The organism is Stenotrophomonas sp. PS02300 (genome assembly GCF_029959395.1).
GTDB classification, from domain to species: Bacteria; Pseudomonadota; Gammaproteobacteria; order Xanthomonadales; family Xanthomonadaceae; genus Stenotrophomonas; species Stenotrophomonas maltophilia_AD.
The window spans coordinates 42,923-61,544 of sequence record NZ_JASCOP010000010.1 but is presented as its reverse complement, the minus strand read 5'-3'; the positions used below and the strand labels follow the sequence as shown (position 1 = coordinate 61,544).

Annotated in this window: 16 protein-coding genes; 10 read left to right on the top strand and 6 right to left on the bottom strand. The window is 59.5% G+C overall.

Annotated elements, in window-relative coordinates:
- Positions 1 to 300: 300 nt before the first annotated feature.
- A complete protein-coding gene (locus QMX79_RS04015; RefSeq protein WP_100442932.1) occupies positions 301 to 585 on the bottom strand; it encodes a helix-turn-helix transcriptional regulator in 285 nt (94 codons plus the stop codon).
- A 523-nt stretch (positions 586 to 1,108) separates the two neighbouring features.
- Between QMX79_RS04015 and QMX79_RS04010 the strand changes: the two genes are divergently transcribed.
- Complete coding sequence (locus QMX79_RS04010; RefSeq protein ID WP_017355539.1) at positions 1,109 to 1,579, top strand: NIF family HAD-type phosphatase; 471 nt, start codon at positions 1,109 to 1,111, stop codon at positions 1,577 to 1,579.
- Between the two features lie 37 nt (positions 1,580 to 1,616).
- A complete protein-coding gene (locus QMX79_RS04005; RefSeq protein ID WP_017355538.1) occupies positions 1,617 to 2,072 on the top strand; it encodes a hypothetical protein in 456 nt (151 codons plus the stop codon).
- 405 nt (positions 2,073 to 2,477) lie between these two features.
- Here the strand turns inward: QMX79_RS04005 and QMX79_RS04000 are convergent, their stop codons facing one another.
- Complete coding sequence (locus QMX79_RS04000; protein ID WP_238378117.1) at positions 2,478 to 2,870, bottom strand: hypothetical protein; 393 nt, start codon at positions 2,868 to 2,870, stop codon at positions 2,478 to 2,480.
- Positions 2,871 to 3,137: 267 nt separating this feature from the next.
- On the opposite strand from QMX79_RS04000, the gene QMX79_RS03995 reads away from it, so the two are divergent.
- From QMX79_RS03995 to QMX79_RS03965, 7 genes are all read left to right on the top strand, one after another.
- Positions 3,138 to 3,446: a hypothetical protein gene (locus QMX79_RS03995; RefSeq protein WP_017355536.1), complete on the top strand. Its 309-nt coding sequence runs from the start codon at positions 3,138 to 3,140 to the stop codon at positions 3,444 to 3,446.
- Between the two features lie 210 nt (positions 3,447 to 3,656).
- On the top strand, positions 3,657 to 6,050 hold the full coding sequence (locus QMX79_RS03990) for a transposase (RefSeq protein ID WP_100442896.1): 2,394 nt from the start codon (positions 3,657 to 3,659) through the stop codon (positions 6,048 to 6,050).
- 97 nt (positions 6,051 to 6,147) lie between these two features.
- Positions 6,148 to 7,137 (top strand): transposition helper protein, encoded by a 990-nt coding sequence (locus tag QMX79_RS03985; RefSeq protein WP_238378118.1) that lies wholly within the window; start codon positions 6,148 to 6,150, stop codon positions 7,135 to 7,137.
- A gap of 2,164 nt (positions 7,138 to 9,301) precedes the next feature.
- Entirely contained in the window at positions 9,302 to 11,155 is a 1,854-nt protein-coding gene (locus QMX79_RS03980) for an AAA family ATPase (RefSeq protein ID WP_100442899.1), read from the top strand.
- Complete coding sequence (locus QMX79_RS03975; protein WP_282244593.1) at positions 11,152 to 12,966, top strand: ATP-dependent helicase; 1,815 nt, start codon at positions 11,152 to 11,154, stop codon at positions 12,964 to 12,966. Before QMX79_RS03980 ends, QMX79_RS03975 begins: the two co-directional genes overlap by 4 nt.
- A 402-nt stretch (positions 12,967 to 13,368) precedes the next feature.
- The gene (locus QMX79_RS03970) at positions 13,369 to 13,701 is read left to right on the top strand and encodes a helix-turn-helix transcriptional regulator (protein WP_282244591.1); all 333 of its coding nucleotides are present in this window, start codon (positions 13,369 to 13,371) and stop codon (positions 13,699 to 13,701) included.
- A 2-nt stretch (positions 13,702 to 13,703) separates the two neighbouring features.
- A complete protein-coding gene (locus QMX79_RS03965; protein WP_282244589.1) occupies positions 13,704 to 15,008 on the top strand; it encodes a HipA domain-containing protein in 1,305 nt (434 codons plus the stop codon).
- A gap of 18 nt (positions 15,009 to 15,026) precedes the next feature.
- Here QMX79_RS03965 and QMX79_RS03960 read toward each other — a convergent pair whose 3' ends face one another.
- Positions 15,027 to 15,275, bottom strand: a complete 249-nt coding sequence (locus QMX79_RS03960; protein WP_282244587.1) for a hypothetical protein — start codon at positions 15,273 to 15,275, stop codon at positions 15,027 to 15,029.
- Positions 15,276 to 15,331: 56 nt separating this feature from the next.
- Entirely contained in the window at positions 15,332 to 15,868 is a 537-nt protein-coding gene (locus QMX79_RS03955) for a carboxymuconolactone decarboxylase family protein (RefSeq protein ID WP_282244585.1), read from the bottom strand.
- Between the two features lie 82 nt (positions 15,869 to 15,950).
- On the opposite strand from QMX79_RS03955, the gene QMX79_RS03950 reads away from it, so the two are divergent.
- On the top strand, positions 15,951 to 16,835 hold the full coding sequence (locus QMX79_RS03950; protein ID WP_282244583.1) for an AraC family transcriptional regulator: 885 nt from the start codon (positions 15,951 to 15,953) through the stop codon (positions 16,833 to 16,835).
- Here the strand turns inward: QMX79_RS03950 and QMX79_RS03945 are convergent, their stop codons facing one another.
- Positions 16,836 to 17,774 (bottom strand): alpha/beta hydrolase, encoded by a 939-nt coding sequence (locus tag QMX79_RS03945; RefSeq protein WP_282244580.1) that lies wholly within the window; start codon positions 17,772 to 17,774, stop codon positions 16,836 to 16,838. It lies immediately after the preceding gene.
- A gap of 27 nt (positions 17,775 to 17,801) precedes the next feature.
- The gene (locus QMX79_RS03940) at positions 17,802 to 18,551 is read right to left on the bottom strand and encodes an SDR family oxidoreductase (protein WP_282244579.1); all 750 of its coding nucleotides are present in this window, start codon (positions 18,549 to 18,551) and stop codon (positions 17,802 to 17,804) included.
- Positions 18,552 to 18,622: the final 71 nt, after the last annotated feature.

Below are 18,622 nucleotides of genomic sequence, written 5' to 3'. Positions count from 1 at the left end.
ATCGCTCCCACATCAGAGCCTTCTGGGCGTCGCTGTAGTAGATCCTTGGCCTGCGCTCCATCTGCAACACTCCTGCTGCCGGTAAGCAGTCTTCAGTGTGTTGCGTCGACCGGTTGAATCCAAGGCCCAAAGCGGACATCCGCCCTACCCCCGATAAATCTTCCTAACCGCTCGGCGACCGCGCGCTCCGACATGGCGTCAATAGTCAATTTGCAACGCTCGTGAAATTTCACTCCCTACACGATGGCAAGAGATGGCTACGCTTGCGTCGTGGGAGGCTACCAGGCGCCTCTCCGGGCTCTAGGACGCTCGGCTGCGCAAACGCTTAGCCTTCAGCATAGCCATTGGACTAACGGTCGGGACCGGGACGAGAAAAGTCAGCTGTTCTTCCAAGCCCAACGCTTTAAGGGTGGAGATCAGCGTGTGGACCGTTGATCCTTGCCCGCTCTCCAGTTGCACCAATGCTCTGCGAGAGATCCCTGCTTTGTCGGCCAACGCCGCTTGCGAAACGTTGGCCAGAAGGCGGCGCGCCCTGATCCGCTTTCCTAGGGCCTCGGCAATTTCCTCAGGGGACTGGATCGGCATGTGACTCATTTGCGCGCAAATGTGCTCATTAGTGGTGACTTCTTCCGTTGTGCGCGGAAAAGCGCGCAACTCTGGCACTTCCATAACTCATCGTAATGACCTGAAATCTCCCGCAGAATAGAATTCTAGATAGAGAGATCCTACATACCTGCAGGTGTCATGCGCACAACTGGCACCAGACTGTGCTCAATTGCTGGGAAACATCATTGCCGCGGTCGGACCAACAAAGATGTTCGGCGTTGGCGTTCTGGAGCAACTGATCGTCGTCAGTCAGCGGCAGCTACGTTGCGCGAACCGCTCGGAACTGCGCCACGGCTACGGGCAGAACTTAGCAATCTCGACGACTGGATGAGAATAACAACGATGCCCGCAAACTTGTGGCTCCTGCGGTACACCTGATGGCTGTGCGCGCCACGTTCGCGCCGGGAGACGCACTACCGTGCGTACCAGTAGGCTCACACGGTAGACAGCGATCAGCCAAGAGGGCAAGGTTGCGCGCTCGCACCAACGATAGAGGCAGCATATGAAGCCGACGATCTTGGCACTTGACCTTGAGGGAACGCTCATCTCAAACGCAATCAGCCAGATTCCCAGGCCCGGACTCTACCGGTTCCTTGAGGAAATCCAAGCGCTGTTTGATCAGCTGACGATGTTTACTACAGTTCCCGAAGATCGCTTTCGCAGCATCGCCGCGTTGCTGGCTCGCGAAGGCAGTGCCCCGGCCTGGTTCGTGGAGCTGCCCTACATCAGGTGGTCGGGAAAGACGAAAGACCTACGTCTCGCCTCGCCAAATCTGGGCGAGGCACTACTACTCGATGATCACTGCCCCTATGTCCATCCCGGGCAGGAGCAACTATGGGTGCAGGCCCCGTTGTTCGGTTCTCCCTATTCATCAGACGATGATGGCCTCAACCTGGTACTCCACCGTTTGCTTGATCGCACCCGCAATGCGGACGCTGACTTGCGCCCCCTAGCCCGGAGCGGAGACGCGTAGCCATGCGCAATCCATCTTTGATTCAGCTCAGGCTCGCATGACTCGCTCCGTGCCCCCACGAGAGATCCTGGATGCCGCCGCAGCACGGCGCGAAAGTCTCGCCTCACAGTGGTTCAGTGCAGCACAGGTCAATGCCGGGCTAGACTTGAAGCTCGGCAGCGGCTGCCACAGTGCAAGCGAGTTGCGACGTCAGGGGAAGCTGCTGGGCGTGTATGTCACGCACCCCATCGGCAGCTACCGCTACCCGACCTGGCAGTTCCGCCCAGATGGCCAGCCCGTTGAGCGACTAGCCGCGATCCTAGCAGTGTTGCGGGACTTTGGTCCTTTCCAGCGTGAGCCGGATGGTCTGCGTCGCAGTACCGGTTGGGGCGAGGCCGAGTGGTTCTTGTCGCCGCACGCGTTGCTTTGGGGCGCGGCACCGGCCGCGATGCTGAGTGTAGACCCAGCCCGCGTGTTGTATGCAGTGCACTGCGAGTTCGAAGAGGATGTCTGAGAGGGGCCTTACCGAGATGACTCAACGCTAGCGTCTGCCCGACATCCTTCAATGAAACTGAGTCTGGCAGTGCGGAACTAGTTGAGAGCGAATACGCGGAAGCCTACAGTCTGGCGGCTTGCAGGCCTCCAGCAATCCATGGCTATGCTCACTTGGTAACGATGCAGCATCCGCCAACCGCCGAGACAGAGGCTCAGCCAAGTTTGTGCGACGCGTACATCGAGGACAATCGTAGGGTGAATGTCGAAGCTTCCCCTTAGTTGAATCCAGGTCCATTGCAAGAACAGCGACTCTTATTCATCCCCCGTGATCTCATACGACGGAGACTGATGGGTCCAGGTCTGCATAAACCTGGTCAACCTCATCGACTTGTTACGCAGCCCAAGGTGAATGGCACCCCCTTGTCTAGGTGATGGCGTCCTGCCCGTCCAAGTAAGATCGCACATCCCTAAGTTCGCTCAAGCCTCCGCGGCAAAGAAACTCCAGTACGGTGTTCCCAGCAAACATGGGTGCCATGTTCGGCCGCCTTATCCAGCCATCCGCCTGAATGGAGTCCGGCAGAAGGATATGAAGAGCTTTGTAGATGCCAAGTAGATAGCTAATCCGTATCAATACGTCGTCATCGATATGCTCGTAAGCGCCTCGCACCCATGCCTCGTAAGAAGCATCAGGGGGACTTCCAAGCAACGTTCTCTGCTGGAGTCCCGACAGATCCCACCTCGCAGCGAGTTTGAAGAAGGCTCTTAATGCCGAGCCTGAAAGCTCTTCGCGACTGAGCTGATCTGTAGGGATGCTCATCATGTGCTCATCTTCCAATCGACTTCTATTAGAAGCACATCGTGGCGTGCCACAACCCCACGCCTACAAATGCGCCGTCATCTCATTCAACGGCCAGCAGCATGCCCATCCTATCGCAATCCACGAACTGCATCTCGTGCTGAGTTTTCTGACATGGCAACCGCTGTAGCGGTATGCACATCAGATTATCTGATACGTAATCAGATAATCTGTGCACCACAAATATGAGAATGTGCTATCTGTTTGCAATATGAAGGAGAGTGAGTGATGCTCGCCTACATGGTGCCCTTGTCGATACAAACGCTCGCACTTCGCGCAACGACTCCTGACCAGCTCGCCGAGCAGGTGGCGGAGGAGTACGGGCTTTATGTCCGGCTCTCAGAAGTCTGGATGCTGCTTGGCTACAACAGCATCGGCGCGGCCAGGCGCGCGGCATATGACAACCGACTGGGTATAGCGACCTCAACCATCCCTGGGAGGAAGGGCCGCATGATCCGCTCCAGAGATCTCGCGCAATGGCTGTTCACCGCAGCACGCGGCGCGGAGACCGTCAGCAATCGGCAGGCCACTCAATGATCCCGATCTTCCCATGGAGGATCTCCAAGTGAGCTAAGAACACTCTCTGGGGCAGAAAAGACAAACCCCGGCTGGCAGGCCGGGGTCTGTTTGAGGCGCAGCGATGAGTACCGCTATGCCGAATCTACCCCCTTACCCCGATAAGAATCAACCCCTAGGCATTCCGGGAGGGAGGCGGCTGCCCGCTTCCCAGTAGATAGGCAGGGATCCATGAATCAAGAAGAACTGGCCCAGCGTCTGCGGGAGCAGGAGGGCCTAACTGTCGAACAGCGACAGCACATCCTTGAGATGGCTAGCTCGAGTCCAGCGCGGAAGCCAGGAAAGGGCGCGCTGAACAACGTTGTGACCCACTTCAATTCAGTGAAATGTGGCCAGCTGATCACGCTGGAGAGTCATACCGTTGAACATCTGTTCGCGCTGACTCTGGAGCTGGATCCGGATGTGCTTGGCTACTTCCCGCAGGTCGCCTGTAAGGGAGTGAGACTTGGCAATCATGTAAGGAGCGGCACCTTGGATTTTCTGGTCGTCCGCACCCGTGGCGTTGAGCTGGTCGAATGCAAGGCCGGCTCCGCTCGTGACAGCTTGCTTACGGCAAAGTCCGGTGAATGGATCGATGTCGATGGAAATCTTCAGAACCTTGCCTATGGTCCTTGGGCAAGGCAGCGCGGCATGGAGCACGTCCTGTGGCTCAGTCCCTCCCGCGTCGACACGCCACTCCGGAACCTGCAGGTCATCTATAACGAGGTGCGCATGGTACCTGCCAATGAGGCTCAAGTCTTGGGCAGGCGCATCCATGCGCATCTCGCCGACGGCCCCAAGAGCCTCGATTGGATGATCGAGACTATCGAGGGATTCAACGTGAGCCAAGCGGCGCTTCTGCTTGGAACCCGCTGGGCCTTCGGTCCAGTTGAGCATGTTCCGCTTACGGACACGAGCAACTTCTTTTTGACCTTGAGTCAGGCTCAGGCTATTGAGATAGGAGGCAACTTCTTTGAGGTTGCCAGGCAATCTCGCAATCAACTGAACTCGGCGTTCGCAACGGCGACGCTAGTCGACGCCACCAACGCCGAAAAGCGGCTCGCATTGATTCAATCCGCGCATGCGAAGGGTACAGCCGTCCCCAAACACCTGCGTGGGGTAGCGCGGAATGTGGCCGAGGCGCGAAGCAGAGGTGACAACGAACTCGAGCAGTGCCTTACCAGGTTTCATGCAAGCGGCAACCGAATGAGCCGGCTTACCCCCGTTCAAGAGAAGAGGACGGCTGAGACAATTCGCGCATACGCCGCAGGCAAGTATTCACAGAAGAAGGACGCATACGCTGCGCTCAAGGAGGCCTGTGAATCTGACGGCGAGTCGCCACAGAGCCGCCAGGCCTTCGAACGCAAGCTCGCTGATCCGCGCCTGGAGCTGCGTAAGGTCCTTGCAACGCAGGGAATGCGTGGCTACCAAAAGCAACGGCCGCGCTCGGACGCGCGCGACCGGTCGGGTACAGCCTTAGCCAAACATGCAGTCCTGCACGTCGACAGTACCAAAGTTGACGTCAGGGTGGTGCGCGACGATGGAATGAGTGCAAGCGCAGAGTCCCCTCTGATTTATCTAGGAACAGATGAGGCGACTGATTTGCCGATGGCGCATTCCGTTGTCTTCGGGCCAGCACGGCGCGATGGTTTGGCCATCCTGATACGGAACTACGTCCGCAGACATGGACGACTCTTCAACAGCATCTTTGTCGATCGGGGAACGGAGAATCAGTCGCACTTTCTCATAGCTCTGGCTTTGCGATATCAATTCTCAATCCATATCTGCCCAACGGCAGGTTCGAGGTTCAACTCGAACGTAGAGCGATACTTTGAAAGGTTCAATTCCCAAGTCAGCCATGAGCTTGTCGGCAGCACCGATCCCGACAAGGCGGGTCGGGGCGTGGACGGGAAGTTCAAGAGCTACAAAACTGCCAGGCACTGCTTTGAAACCGTTCATACGGTGGCCAAGGAAACGCTTTATGAGCACTTCCCGAGCGTTCCTGTACAAGGCTTCGCAAGTCCGGCCGAACGTGCAGCCCACGCAGATCTTCTCTTTCCTAGTGCCGGCCTGCACGCAGTGGTTGATGAAGAATTCCTCTTCAGAACCGCGATCCCGCACAGCAATAACAAGTATGTACCCGGACGAGGGTTCGAGGTGAATGGTCGGTACTTTCACTCCAGTGAACTGAGGGAGCTCGACACGTCATTCGATGTTGAGCAGCTTCGAACAGACCCGGAGGACCCGAGCTTCATTTGGGTTAGGACGAATCGTGGACTGTTCAAGGCGTTCTGCAACTTGATCGGGCCTCTAGCTAATTCCACCCTGATTGAGCGGTCGTTCAGGGGTATGTATGACCAGCTCTACGCGCCATCGCTCCGCGAAGCAAAGCAGACCGCGAGGCACGCTCAGGCGATGCGTACGGCAGCCGCGAACGCGAAGCCCATCACCGCGGCTCATCCCAAACCGGGTGAGGCGGACTCGGGTAGCCTCGATTCGCCATCAGATGATGCTCTTGACGAACTGGATCTGCGCGGGATCAAGAAACGCGCGGTGGATGACTTTGACTCCATTGAAGCGCCGTAGCTTGTTCCATTGAAGGCAAGACCAAGCCAATCATTCAAATTCATAGGAAGCGACAGTGGTCAGCAACTCTGGAATCCCTTTTGTGAACCATAGCCGCATGAAGACGGCCTATTCCGAGCTCCTGAACGCCATCCAAAGTGCGCGCTCAGGTACGTTCGTTTGGGCGCTAGCACCTTCTGGATCGGGTAAGAGCGAAATCCGGCAAGCTATTCTTCCTGCACTGGCCGGGAAACAGAGTTGCTGGCCAGCCGGTACCCTACCTTTGATATCGGTGCGAGCAATGGCCAATGATCGGGGAAAGTTCAACTCCAAGGACCTTACGCTTCGCCTGCATCATGCCGTGGTGGCGCCGGATTTCGGCTGGCTCGAGTCCAAGGATCGGTCAATCAGCACTGATGCGCACCATCTCCAGGCCGAGGTGGAGGTGAATAGTGAATTGTGGAGGAAGGTAAGGGCAACGCATTCGCAACCGAGACTGCAGCACAGCTTCGAAGCGGTGGCGAAGCAGCGTCAGCTGAAGTACATCTTCCTTGAAGAGGCGGCTACTTTGACCATGGTGCATCTTCATCAATCCAGCTATGGCTATATGTCGAACCTGGTGAGACTGATAGAGGAGATCGGTTGCGTCATGGTGATGCTGGCTAACCATACGGCAGAGAGCCTGTGGGCGGGACATCCCGACGTCTGGAATCGATCTCGGTTCGTTTATATCCGTCCGTACAACTTGAGCAATCCCCAGGACGAGCGCGACTTCGTTGCAGTTCTCAAGGGTATGGGTCAGAGCTTCCGTCTGGAGGATCCTAAGGTTCTCGTTAAGAACGTCGATCTGATGTATGCCAATGGTGCCGGCGTGTTTGGACCCACTATCGATGTTGTACATCGCGCTGAGCTTCGCCGAAAGAATGAGGGCGCAAGCACCATTACGGAAGCGCATCTGCACGCAAGCTCCTCCAGTGAAAGGGACCTGGGAACGGTGTGGAGCAGTGTGCACGCATTCAACAAGCTTGCTGATCAGAAGCCTTTGAACGGCGCGAAGAGAATCGCTGACTTCCTCAAACGAGTCGGTACTGGCGGTCCAGAGTCATGACGAGCATGACAAACACGGGGTACCGGTGGACCACTCTTCCGCCACTTGCGCCCATCGATGGAGGCACTGCCCAGACTGAATCCCTTGGGGGATACTTCCAGAGGATGTGCGAGATTACCGGGTTCACCAAGACACATCTCGCAGGAGTGCTTGACAAGATTGCAGGTCAGCCAGTCAATGGTCTGCTACAGCGGAACAGCTTCGTGGGACCAGGACAGGTGAGCCTGAACCGCGCGCGCGCGCTAGAGCAGTTGACCAATCAACGGCTGGTGGGCTGCACCCTCTCGCCTTTCATCAAGGTTCTGCAGATGAGGGATGGTGGCCTTACCCGTATAAATCGCCGCTGGTGTCCTGAATGCCTACTCGAGGCAGGCGAGAGTAATGGTCTAAGCGAAAGGCTGATCTGGAATTTCCTTCACTACTCACATTGCTCGTTGCACTCAGCCAGAATCGTTGATCGTTGCCCAGATTGCGGGAACATCCAGCAGTTGCGAAGGGTCAAGGCGGCCTTATGCGCCTGCTGCGGTGGCAGACTAGCGCGCGCAGCCACCCACGAGAGGCCCAGCGCGCTTCAATCGTGGGCTAACGCCTCAATCGAGGACGTTGTGGGCTGGACGGCGACCAACCCCGATGTGGTCATTCCTCCAGAGAACTATCAGCGCTTCTTTGAAGGGCTTCGCCAAGATGGGACATTGGACAGGCTGAAGCTAGTTCACAACAGATTCTGGAGGGACGCAATCCGCTTCAGGCGATCTACTACCACGTTCAGAACACTCCTCAACTTATCTGCGATAAAATCTGTAGACATCATCGGAATTCTGACCAATCCAGTTCCGGCCTCATCGACGTCGCTGTTTCCAAACCATGAAGTGGACGGTGAGATCGCCTTTGATCTTGAGGACTGGGGAGCGCACGCAAGAAAGTTCGAAGTCGTGCTCCAAGCGCTTTGCAAGTTTAATACGCGCGTGTTTCCGAGTCAGGAGTTCCTCGGCGTACTGTTGGTTTCGAGGTCAAATAGTTCTATCCACCGTGCACCCTCGTTCCGGGTCTACAGGGATCTCCAGATGCGGCCTGGGCAGGATCTCTTGGCGGGTCGGGGAGTGACAAAAGCGATCATGGACCTCTCCATGACCCGCCTCGCAGCCGGCGCACGAGAGCGGGGCGTCGCCAGCGAACTCGTGAAGAGATTCGCTATTACGGCAGAGGCAGCTCGAGAATGCGCTCGGACGGCGATGATTATTACCAAGGCCATGCGCTCTCGAGCCTTCTCGGTTGCTGGTGATCCCGTCGCGTCCTCCGGAAGGAAGACGCCCCATTCCCATAGGGGCTAGAAAGGGAACAGTGGCCGCCAGGCTTGTTCCCTTGGCGCTCGCTTGGCCACCTACTCGGACGGGCGTATTCAGCGATCTGCCGGACGCTTCGATTGAGTCCAGGGGTGTTCCGATTCGTGCTCAGACCTCTCCGCCTAGGCCATAGCTTATGGCTAGTACGTGTCTACAAAAGGTTGGACGATTCAGATCAGCGAACGCGAGGTGGCACGCCAACTGCTAAATAGACTTCCTATGACCGAGGATGTTGCCAGGGAATGCGCCCGGACGGCAGTGGTCCTTGTAAGGGCGATGAGCTCTCGAGCCTTCTCAGTTGCTGGCGATCCCGTCGCGTGCGAGGGAACGAGGTCGCGACCATCCCGGAAAAGGTGATGAGTGCGCAGTCACTGCCCGGCCTACATCCCCCGGGTAGTCTGCGCCCGGTAACAGGCGATCAATCCACGCCTGCGGTGTGCTGCCTGCCGTGAGCCGGTACCTCGGCGACTGCTCTGTGCACCGACGGTCGCCATAGCGTCCGCCGGGCGCATTGGAGTCCCCGGCGTTCCTTGGCCATTCGGCGACCTCGGCGGCGGTCTTCACATTTCGAATATTGCCGATACCTGTTCCAAGCGCGATGTAGCCATCGTCAGCGTTTCCCTCCAGCATGCCGATCCGCAGTCCAGCCAAGGTCCCGGGCAACCTAAAGCGATGCGCGAATGAGGGCGAGGGGACCGTCCAATACCCATGAATTGAGTAGAATCGGTGCAGGTAGATAGGTGCTGTCAGCCGGCCGTCATCGTGCTGCAGCTATGGACAGGAGGGCGGCTACACCGCCATGAGCACAAGGAGACCTTAGGGTGTATTTGGCCGAGCTGACTATCTCGAACTTCCGCAAGATCAACAACGCAGTCCTGCACTTCCAAAGCGGACTGAACGTCCTGGTTGGTGCAAATAACGCGGGTAAGACTGCCATTGTCGATGCGTTGAGGTCGCTCCTTGCCGGGCACGACGAACCTTACCCGCGGCTGGACTCGGAGGATATTCATCGGCCGAAGACGGGATCGCCTAGCGGCAGCATCGTGTTCAAGTACATATTTCGAGGCTTGAGCCCCGATGATGAAGCTGACTTCATGACTGCCCTGAAGCCTGCTAAGGATGGGCAGATGGAGGCGCATATCACCATCAGCTTCTCCGAGGCGGACAAGACGGGGCGACTTAGAGCAAAGCGCTGGTGCGGAGACCATGATGATGTCGGCCTGACAGCGGACATGATGGAAAACCTTCGTGGGGTCTATCTACAGCCCCTACGTGATGCATCTCATGCCCTAAGACCCGGCCGCACAAGCCAGCTGTCCCGATTGTTTCAGCTGCTCGTTGATGACGATGGCAAGATCGAGATCAATAAGGCACTTAAGCTCCTGGATGATGAGCTCAAGACGAAAGCGCCCATTGTGAGTACCCATAAGGCCATAACCACCCGCCACTCCGAGATGCTGGGGCCACAGCTATCTCAGCTGCTCGGGCTCGGGGTTAGCGTCAGCGATTTCCAACGTCTGGCTTCGCGTCTCTCCCTTACCGTGGACCTGTTCGAGCTTGAGCAGAACGGGCTCGGATTCAACAATCTTATCTTCATGGCGGTCGTTCTCAGCGAGCTGACCAAGAACCCAGAAGCCAGCTATCGAGGCCTGATCATTGAGGAGCCCGAGGCACATCTGCATCCCCAATTGCAGGCTGTTCTGCTGGGCTACTTTGAAAAGATCAAGGCAGTGGACAAGGAGAAGCCTGTCCAGCTGTTCGTTACCAGCCACTCCCCCAACTTTGCCAGCATCGCCAACCTCGACAGTTTGACTTGCCTGGTCGACACCGGAATCAAGGTGGAGACGTTCTTTCCCCGAGACATCAAGTTTGCTGTCGGAAAGCGTGAGAAGCTTGAGCGCTATTTGGACGTAACCCGGGCTGAGCTCTTCTTTGCACGCCGGGCCATCCTAGTTGAGGGTGCTGCGGAGTTGGTGCTTGTCAGTGTGCTCGCGGAGAGGTGCGGCCACGATCTACGCAAGCATGGTGTCAGCCTCATTAGCGTTGAAGGACTCAACTTCGACTCATTCATTCCACTGTTCGGCGAGAAAGCTCTGAAGATTCCTGTCTCCGTGCTTACGGATGCAGACCCAACGGGTCCGAGTGAAGAGGATGAAGAGCAAGAGGAAGAGGAAAAGGAAGAGGGCGATGGCAGCGCAGAAGCGGACGACCATGCGCCGGAAGATGTGACCTCCAGTGGAAAGAAGAAGGCTGCTCCTGTCTACCCTTCGATTGGCGACAAGGTGCAGGTGTCCGCCAATACCTTGAGTATGCTCAAGTTCGAGGATTCATATCTCAAGATCTTCCATGGGCTGAAGACGCTTGAGTATGACTTGGCCTTGTACGCCAGCAATCGCAAGATCATGCTTGCGGCGCTTAAGGAGCTACACCCGAAGATCTCTGCGAACCTGGAGAAGAAGGTGGACGCCGCTACGGGAGATGCAGAGAAGGCTCGCGCACTGTTCAGCGGAATGTTCGAGAGGAAGAACGGAAACGTCCAGAAGGGGCGCTTTGCACAAGCTTTGGCGTACCTGATCGCTAAGGCGAAAGAGGAAGACTTCACTGTTCCGGAGTACATCAAGTCTGCAGTCGAACACGCTTGCCAGCCTGGCCCGAAGAAGGCTGAGGGCGAATGAGCACGGATACCCCTTCAGTAGAACAGCGTCAGATCATCTCGGCTCCATTGCAACCCATGTCGGTCATCGCTTGCGCGGGAAGTGGGAAGACCTTCACGGCAGTACGCAGGCTGGCCCACATACGTCAATGCCTCGGTGATCACCGGGGCCGGGTTGCGCTCCTGTCCTTCTCGAACATCGCCGTGGAGACCTTCAGGCGCGAGTACCAGGCACTCGCAATGGGATCGCTCAAGATCCCTTCCCACCAGCGTGTTGAGATCGACACATTGGACGGGTTCATTGCGACAAACATTCTGCGACCCCACGCCCATCGGACGATGGGGTGTACCACGACCCCGTTCTTGCTATCAGGGAGCGAGTCATTCCTGCTAGGAAAGGACTATTGCTTCTGGGTGGAGTCGCCGAGAACCAAAAACTACCCAGTGCCACCAGGGCATATCCATCGCGTTGTCATTGGCCCTTCTGGGGCTGGAACGGACTTCTTTTACCAGAACTCCGGCATGCTGACGAAGATCAATAATGGTCCGAAGGCTGCCGCGGCCTTGGGAAAACTAGGGGCCTACACGCACGAGCTGGCACGCTATTGGGTCGACCTTACCCTCCGCAGCCAACCCGAGATCTTGCGAGTCCTCGCGCGTCGCTATCCCCACATCCTGATTGATGAAGCCCAGGATATCGGCATCCTGCACCAGGTGATCATTGAGAGGCTCAGCCAAGCAGGCTCTCAGATTTCCCTTATTGGCGATCCCAATCAAGGCATCTACGAGTTCATGGGCGCGACCGGCTCGTTCCTGTCAAGCTACCACAGCAAACCCGGTGTTTCTGCAGCCGCCCTGACCCGCAACTATCGGTCCGTACCGGCCGTGCTCGATCTTGCCAACGCAATCTCAGCGCGTACAGACGATCCGGATAGGACCGCGCCGTCTACGCTCCATGGGGCCTACTTCGTTCCGTACACGACCGCCGATACGAAGAAGGTTTTGGCTGCCTTCCAGGCAACACTGGTCTCCGCCGGGTTGGACCCTGGACGCTCGGCCGTGCTCTGCCGTGCACGCAAGTGGGCCGACGAGCTGGCTGGGCATGAGGGTGCGCCTGGCGTGGGAACGAGTAAGATGCTTGCCCAGGCAGCCATGGTGCGCGATATCCACTCTGACTACTCAACAGCATTCAGACTCGTGGCAACTGCCATCATGGGTTTGACCGACAACGCGCCCAAGGGCATCGTTGCTCGCCTGACTCAGGCAGCCAGGTACCCAGAGGAACGAGCGCTTCGTCGTGTCATTTGGGCTTTCACGCGAGATCCGGTCTCGGGCCTGCCCAGCGCAGCGCTGCGCGCTGTTAGCGATTGGCAGCCGGCACTGTTGAAACGTTTAAGGGACCTGATGACCAATCTGAGCATGGCCCACGGACTCAATCACACCTCCTCCACGCTCGGTGCTCGGCTCTCGAAGAGAAGTTTGCCCAACTCGCCGCTAATGACCCCGCCGGACCTAGGTGCCGATCAGCCCCTGCGGGTAAAAATCAATACCGTGCACCAGGTCAAGGGCGAAAGTCTGGATGCCGTCCTCTACATGGCAACGAAGCCGCATGTGTCTGCGCTTCTAGACGGGGGTTGCACTGAGGACGGGCGAATTGGATATGTGGCTGTGACCCGGGCAAGGGATCTGCTGTGGCTGGCTGTTCCGGCGACAGCTTTGAAGAGCCTTCGTGCCGATCTTCAAGCGAAGGGCTTCAAGGACGCAACTGCTACGGTTTCGGCCCCTCCTGCCGGGCATGGCATCGGTGCCCCCTTGAGTGGGAAGACCGGATAAAAGCTCAGCCCGGCACCAGCAACTCAACGCCAGAAGACGAAGCTGAACGGGGGTAAGCAAAGGTCTTCTCCTAGATCGGACCTGAACGCGCATTCCTTGATGGAGTTGGTTCTGCTCGGTCTGAGGAGGGAACCTATGAGTGCTCAGCAACCATAGTTACGCCAATGGGGTAGAGAAATGGCTCGACCTATCGTTGCAGGTGGCGACTAACCTTTGGTTGCCCGTCTACACCCTCGTTGGGCGCTGACAGGCGATGTATGAGAACGGCGATACGTCATAAATGACAAATTAAAGGGGATTGCCAGTCATATATGACTATTTTCGACCCGCCGGGATCCCAGTCGGGGTGACGGCGATACGATCGATCATTGGTGCTATCTTATGGCCACTTGGCTAGCACATATGACGGATATGCGTACTTCTCCGACCGATTCGGCAACGCCCGGCGTGCTCCGCGCTGCGGCCCACATGGGTGCGTTGATCCGCCGGGCACGCTTGGCCCGCAGCATGACGCAGGCTGAGCTTGCGGTGCGTGCTAGGAGCAGCCCTGCCACCGTGATGCGCGTGGAAAAGGGCAGTGTGGATACCGGGTTGGGTACGGTGCTTTCGATGATGGAGCAGCTGGGTCTGCTCGGCCACGTAACCGCAATTGCCGACCCCACCACCCAAGCCCTGTTGGATCACAAGGACCGCAAGCGTGCGCGTCGATCCCAGGCTGCGAACCTGGACTTCTGACCATGGCCCGTCGCTACGTCTTCATCCACCTCCCGGGCCAGACGGAAGCCGTTCCCGCCGGTCAGCTGGAGATGGTCACGCGGAACAGCCAGCTGCATACCTCAACGTTCAACTACGGAAACATCTATCTCCAGCGCGGCGGTGCAATCGAGGTTGACCCGATTTCGTTGCCACTTCCGGCAGGTACGGATCGCCAACGGGGGCCCGCCAACGGCCTTGAGTTGTTCGGTGCCATCCGCGATGCCAGTCCTGATGCATGGGGGCGGCGCGTGATCGAGAACCGGCTTCGCCGCCAGGGAACGCTGCCAGAAGTGGATTATCTGGACAACGCCGGCAGCGACCGGGTGGGTGCATTGGACATTCGTCGCGAGCGGGACAGCCAGCCCGCGCAGCACGCACTGCCGCATCAGGTGGACCTGCCTTATCTGCTTGAGGCGGTGGACAGGATCGAAGCCGGAGAGCAGGTGCCTGCGCAACTGGCCGCGTATTTCGATGGAGGCCCCACGCTTGGCGGCATGCGGCCCAAAGCTGTCGTCATACGGGACAACCGCCAGTACGTTGCCAAGTTCCCTTCACGCTCCGACAGGCGCTTCAGCGTTCCGATGATTGAACACGCGACGCTGCAGCTGGCAAAGCTGGCAGGGCTGGACGTACCCGATCTGCAGCTGGTTCCGCTGGGAGAAGGCCGCACCGCGATGATGATCGAACGCTTCGATCGTGTACCGCTCGAAGGCGGAATGGAGCGCCGCCACATGGTGTCCGGTTTGTCCATGCTTGGGTTGCCTGAGATGGCATCGGCGGACGGATCCTATGCGGCGCTGGCGGACGTGCTCAGCAACCGTTGCCCGGCCGAGCACGTACAGAGGGACCGAACCGAGTTGTTCAAGCGGATGGTGTTCAACATACTGGTCACCAACAACGATGATCACCTGCGGAATCACGCTTTCCTTTTCTCACGCAACGACGTTCTGGCGGATGGAACACGCTTGGGACGCTGGTGCCTGAGCCCGCTTTACGATGTGGTTCCTGCCCCCGTCGTTGGAACTGACAGGTTCCTGGCAATAGGCATCGGAGAACGGGGAAGATTGGCCACGCTGGATAACGCGCTCACCAGTGCGGGCCGGTTCGGTCTGCGACACGCAGAGGCGGCCGCCGTCATTCTGGAGATGATTGCCGTCGTGCGGCCTTGGAAGGGCGTGTTCGAAGATCATGGGGTCAGCGCGGCAGACATCGATGCCGTGGCCGGTGCCTTCAGGCGCCCAACAGATATCGGCCTGCGGCAGGTTGAACGGGCCGCCGGTGCCTGAGACACGCGGGACGATGAATTACCCTGTGGGTGCACGTAACCCGATGCCATCAACACTCACGATGGCATCCAGGCGAATGCGCCTGCCATCGTCCAGCAGCATGTGCTCCACGCCGTTGCTTGCCTGCAGGTCGGTGATGCGTGCCTCCACGGTTTCCTGCTGTCCGTCTTCGCCAATGAACACGATGGCCACGCGGCGCCGGGTGGTGGCGGTTGCTTCCAGTACGTCGTGGAATTCGCAGTTGATGGGGGTGTAGGTCGAGGTCATTGCCGGTCTCCTTCCGGGGGGCTGGCCGGAAGCCCGGCCAGCCTGCACAGCGAGGTTCAACGCAGTTTCACGCCGGGGAAATCGACCGGCACCGCGAAGGCCACGTTGACGTAGTTGGTGAACAGGTTCAACGCCACGTGGGCCAGGATCTCGACGATCGCTTCGTCGCTGAAGCCTGCGTCGCGCAGCTGGGCCACGTCGGCATCGTCGATCTGGCCGCGGCCTTCGACCACGCGCAGCGCGAAGCGCAGCGCCGCAGCGGTCGTCGGGTCATCGGATTCACCGCCCTGCGCGGCGCTCATTTCCTGGCTGCTGGCACCGGCCTTGCGGCCCAGCGCGGTGTGTGCGGCCAGGCAGTATTCGCAGGCGTTGCGGTTGGCGATGGCCACGGCGATCTTCTCGCCGAGCGCGGCCGGAATGACGCCACCACCCAGTGCACCGAACGACCCCCACATGCTCTTCAGCGCGGCAGTGGAGTTGGCAACGGCACGGAACATGTTGGGCGTGGCACCGAAGGCGGCGTGGATCTGGCCGAGCAGGGCCTGGCGCTCGCCGGAGGTGTCGGAGGTGTTGATCAACGGGATACGGGACATGGTCTGGATTCCTTGGAATGCCGGCGCGGGGTGGCCGGTTGATGGGCATAATAGGAACCCGTTCGGGACGTTTGGTGTCTTTATGTCGCTGATAAATGTCAATTCGTCCAGTCCTTCCATCGACCGGCTCAGCCCGGTGCTGGACCACTTCCGGGTGCAGGCGACCCTCTTCCATGCCGGTCCGCTCTGCGGCCACCAACGCTTCGACGCGCAGCCGGGCCGCGGCTTCCTGCATGTGCTGCGCCGGGGCGAGATGGAGCTGCTGTATCGCGACGGTGCCAAACTCGCGCGCACGCACCTGGCCGAGCCCACCCTGCTGCTGTTTCCGCGCGCGGTGCACCACGAGTTCATCAACCCGCCGGTAGACGGTTCTGACTTCACCTGCGCCACGCTCGATTTCGATGGGGGTGTCCGCAACCCGATCGTGCAGTCGTTGCCGGACGTGATCGTGCTGCCCCTGGGCGCCATCGATGGCCTGCAGGGGGCGTTGGACCTGCTGTTCGCCGAATCCGACCAGCTGCGCTGCGGCTCTCGACTGCTGGCCAACCGGCTCTTCGAAGTGGTGCTGATCCAGGTGCTGCGCTGGATCATCGATCACCCCGATACCGCGCAGGTGTCGCCGGGGATGATGCGCGGCCTGTCCGATCCGCGCTTGGCCAAGGCCTTGATGGCCGTGCATGCCGCACCCGATGCGGAGTGGACGCTGGAGCGCATGGCCGAGCGCGCCGGGATGTCGCGCAGCGCATTCGCGGCGGCGTTCAAGACCGCCACCGGCAGCACCCCGGCGGCGTATTCGCTGGACTGGAAACTCAATGTCGCCACCTCGCTGCTGCGTGCCGGCCGGCCAGTGAAACAGGTGGCGCTGGAACTGGGCTTCGCGGACGCACCGACCTTCTCGCGCGCGTTCCGCCGCCGCAACGGCGTCTCGCCGCGCGAGTGGTTGGGCGCGCGCGGCGAGAGGGACTGATTACGTTGCTGGCTTGTCCAGGAAGGCAACCAACGCCGGAATGGTCTGCTGCGGCGCTTCTTCCATCAGCCAATGGCCGGAGCCTTTGACGATCACGCCTTCCACGTTGGTGTCCACCAGCTTGGCCTGGTCGATCAGGAACTGGCCGCCGGCTTTTTCACCGGACAGCACCAGCATCGGCATGTGCAGCGGGGTCTTGGCGAAGCCGGCAAAGTCCTTGGCATCCTGCTCGAAGTTCTTGAAATACTCGAAGCCCGCACGCATGCCGCCGGGGCGTGCGTATTCGGACGCGTAGAACTGCCGATCGGCCTCGGGCACCGAGTGGGTGCGGTCGGCGGCGAAGTCGTTCCAGAAGTGCTCGAAGTAGGTGCGCTCGCGGCCATCCACCAGCTTCAACGGGGTTTCGCCGTAGAAGTGGAAGTGCCACAGATCGCGCAGCAGCCACACGTGGGTCCAGTCGCCCACGCCGGGCAGGAATGCATCCATCAACACGATGCTGTCCACTTCGTCCGGGTACTGGGCGGCGTAGGCGTAAGCCACCATCAGCCCGATGTCATGGCCGACGATCTTGACCTTGGGATAGCCCAGCGACTTCACCAGCGCATGGATGTCCTGCGCCAGCGTCTTCTTGTCATAGCCGCCCTCGGGCTTGGAGGACTGCCCGGCACCGCGCAGGTCGGGCGCGATGACCACATGGCGGTCGGCCAGCTGCGGCATCAACGGGCGCCACATGTGGCTGGTTTCGGCATAGCCGTGCAGCAGCACCACCGGCGATTCATCGCCCTGGCCGGCCTGCAGGTAATGCAGGGTGACGCCGTTGACGTCGGCGGTGTGGCTCTGGATGGACGCACTGCCGGCCGCCTGCGCGGTGGCATGCACGGCCAGCATCAGCACCAGTGCGGTGGCGGCGCGGCGGAACGAACGGGGAAGCATTTTCATGGCGATCTCCTGGAAAGGGGTGCGGCGTTACAGTTGGCTCATGCCACCGTCGGCGATGATTTCGGTGCCGACGATGTAGGCCGATTCGGGCGAGGACAGATGCAGCACGGTGGCGGCGATTTCTTCCGGGGTGCCGAAGCGGCCCAGCGGAATCTGGCTCTGGATCTGTGCGGCGGTGGCATCCAGCGCGGCCGCGTCCAAGCCGAGCTTGGTGTAGATCGGGGTGGCCACCGGACCCGGGCTGAGCACGTTGACGCGCACGCCGCGCGGCAGCAGTTCGGCCGAGAGCGTCTTGGCCAGCGAGATCACCGCCGCCTTGCTGGCCGCATACACCGAGGTGTTTGGCATGCCGATGCGGGCGTTGATCGAGCCGTTGATGACCACCGACGCACCCGGGTTGAGCAGCGGCAGCAATGCCTGCAGCTGGAAGTAGGGGCCCTTGATGTTGGTGTTGAAGATCTGGTCCCACAGCGCTTCGTCCACGTCCGGGTAGGCGGCGAACTTCGCCGCGCCGGCGTTGACGAACACGGCGTCCAGGCGCACCTCGGCGGCGGCCAGGGTCTCGGCCAAGGTGCGCGCGGCGGCGATGTCGCCGGCATCGTTCACCAGCGCCAGTGCCGTGCTGCCCACCGCCGCTGCAGCCTGCTCCAGGGCGGCGGCATCGCGGCCGGTGATGACCACGCGGGCGCCTTCGGCGGCGAAGGCCTTGGCTGCGGCCAGGCCGATGCCGCTGCTGCCGCCGGTGACGAGGACGGTCTTGTTGCTGAAACGGTTCATGCTGATCTCCTTCGATGGTGGCGTTATGCCGTGAGCCAATACTGCGCGGGCGTTCTGCTGTTTCCGTGCCA

Bases quoted from the DNA above. Each gene is read 5' to 3' on its own strand.
- QMX79_RS04015 (WP_100442932.1), bottom strand. From the start codon at position 585: ATGCCGATCCAGTCCCCTGAGGAAATTGCCGAGGCCCTAGGAAAGCGG.
- QMX79_RS04010 (WP_017355539.1), top strand. From the start codon at position 1,109: ATGAAGCCGACGATCTTGGCACTTGACCTTGAGGGAACGCTCATCTCA.
- QMX79_RS04005 (WP_017355538.1), top strand. From the start codon at position 1,617: ATGACTCGCTCCGTGCCCCCACGAGAGATCCTGGATGCCGCCGCAGCA.
- QMX79_RS04000 (WP_238378117.1), bottom strand. From the start codon at position 2,870: ATGAGCATCCCTACAGATCAGCTCAGTCGCGAAGAGCTTTCAGGCTCG.
- QMX79_RS03995 (WP_017355536.1), top strand. From the start codon at position 3,138: ATGCTCGCCTACATGGTGCCCTTGTCGATACAAACGCTCGCACTTCGC.
- QMX79_RS03990 (WP_100442896.1), top strand. From the start codon at position 3,657: ATGAATCAAGAAGAACTGGCCCAGCGTCTGCGGGAGCAGGAGGGCCTA.
- QMX79_RS03985 (WP_238378118.1), top strand. From the start codon at position 6,148: ATGAAGACGGCCTATTCCGAGCTCCTGAACGCCATCCAAAGTGCGCGC.
- QMX79_RS03975 (WP_282244593.1), top strand. From the start codon at position 11,152: ATGAGCACGGATACCCCTTCAGTAGAACAGCGTCAGATCATCTCGGCT.
- QMX79_RS03970 (WP_282244591.1), top strand. From the start codon at position 13,369: ATGACGGATATGCGTACTTCTCCGACCGATTCGGCAACGCCCGGCGTG.
- QMX79_RS03965 (WP_282244589.1), top strand. From the start codon at position 13,704: ATGGCCCGTCGCTACGTCTTCATCCACCTCCCGGGCCAGACGGAAGCC.
- QMX79_RS03960 (WP_282244587.1), bottom strand. From the start codon at position 15,275: ATGACCTCGACCTACACCCCCATCAACTGCGAATTCCACGACGTACTG.
- QMX79_RS03955 (WP_282244585.1), bottom strand. From the start codon at position 15,868: ATGTCCCGTATCCCGTTGATCAACACCTCCGACACCTCCGGCGAGCGC.
- QMX79_RS03950 (WP_282244583.1), top strand. From the start codon at position 15,951: ATGTCGCTGATAAATGTCAATTCGTCCAGTCCTTCCATCGACCGGCTC.
- QMX79_RS03945 (WP_282244580.1), bottom strand. From the start codon at position 17,774: ATGAAAATGCTTCCCCGTTCGTTCCGCCGCGCCGCCACCGCACTGGTG.
- QMX79_RS03940 (WP_282244579.1), bottom strand. From the start codon at position 18,551: ATGAACCGTTTCAGCAACAAGACCGTCCTCGTCACCGGCGGCAGCAGC.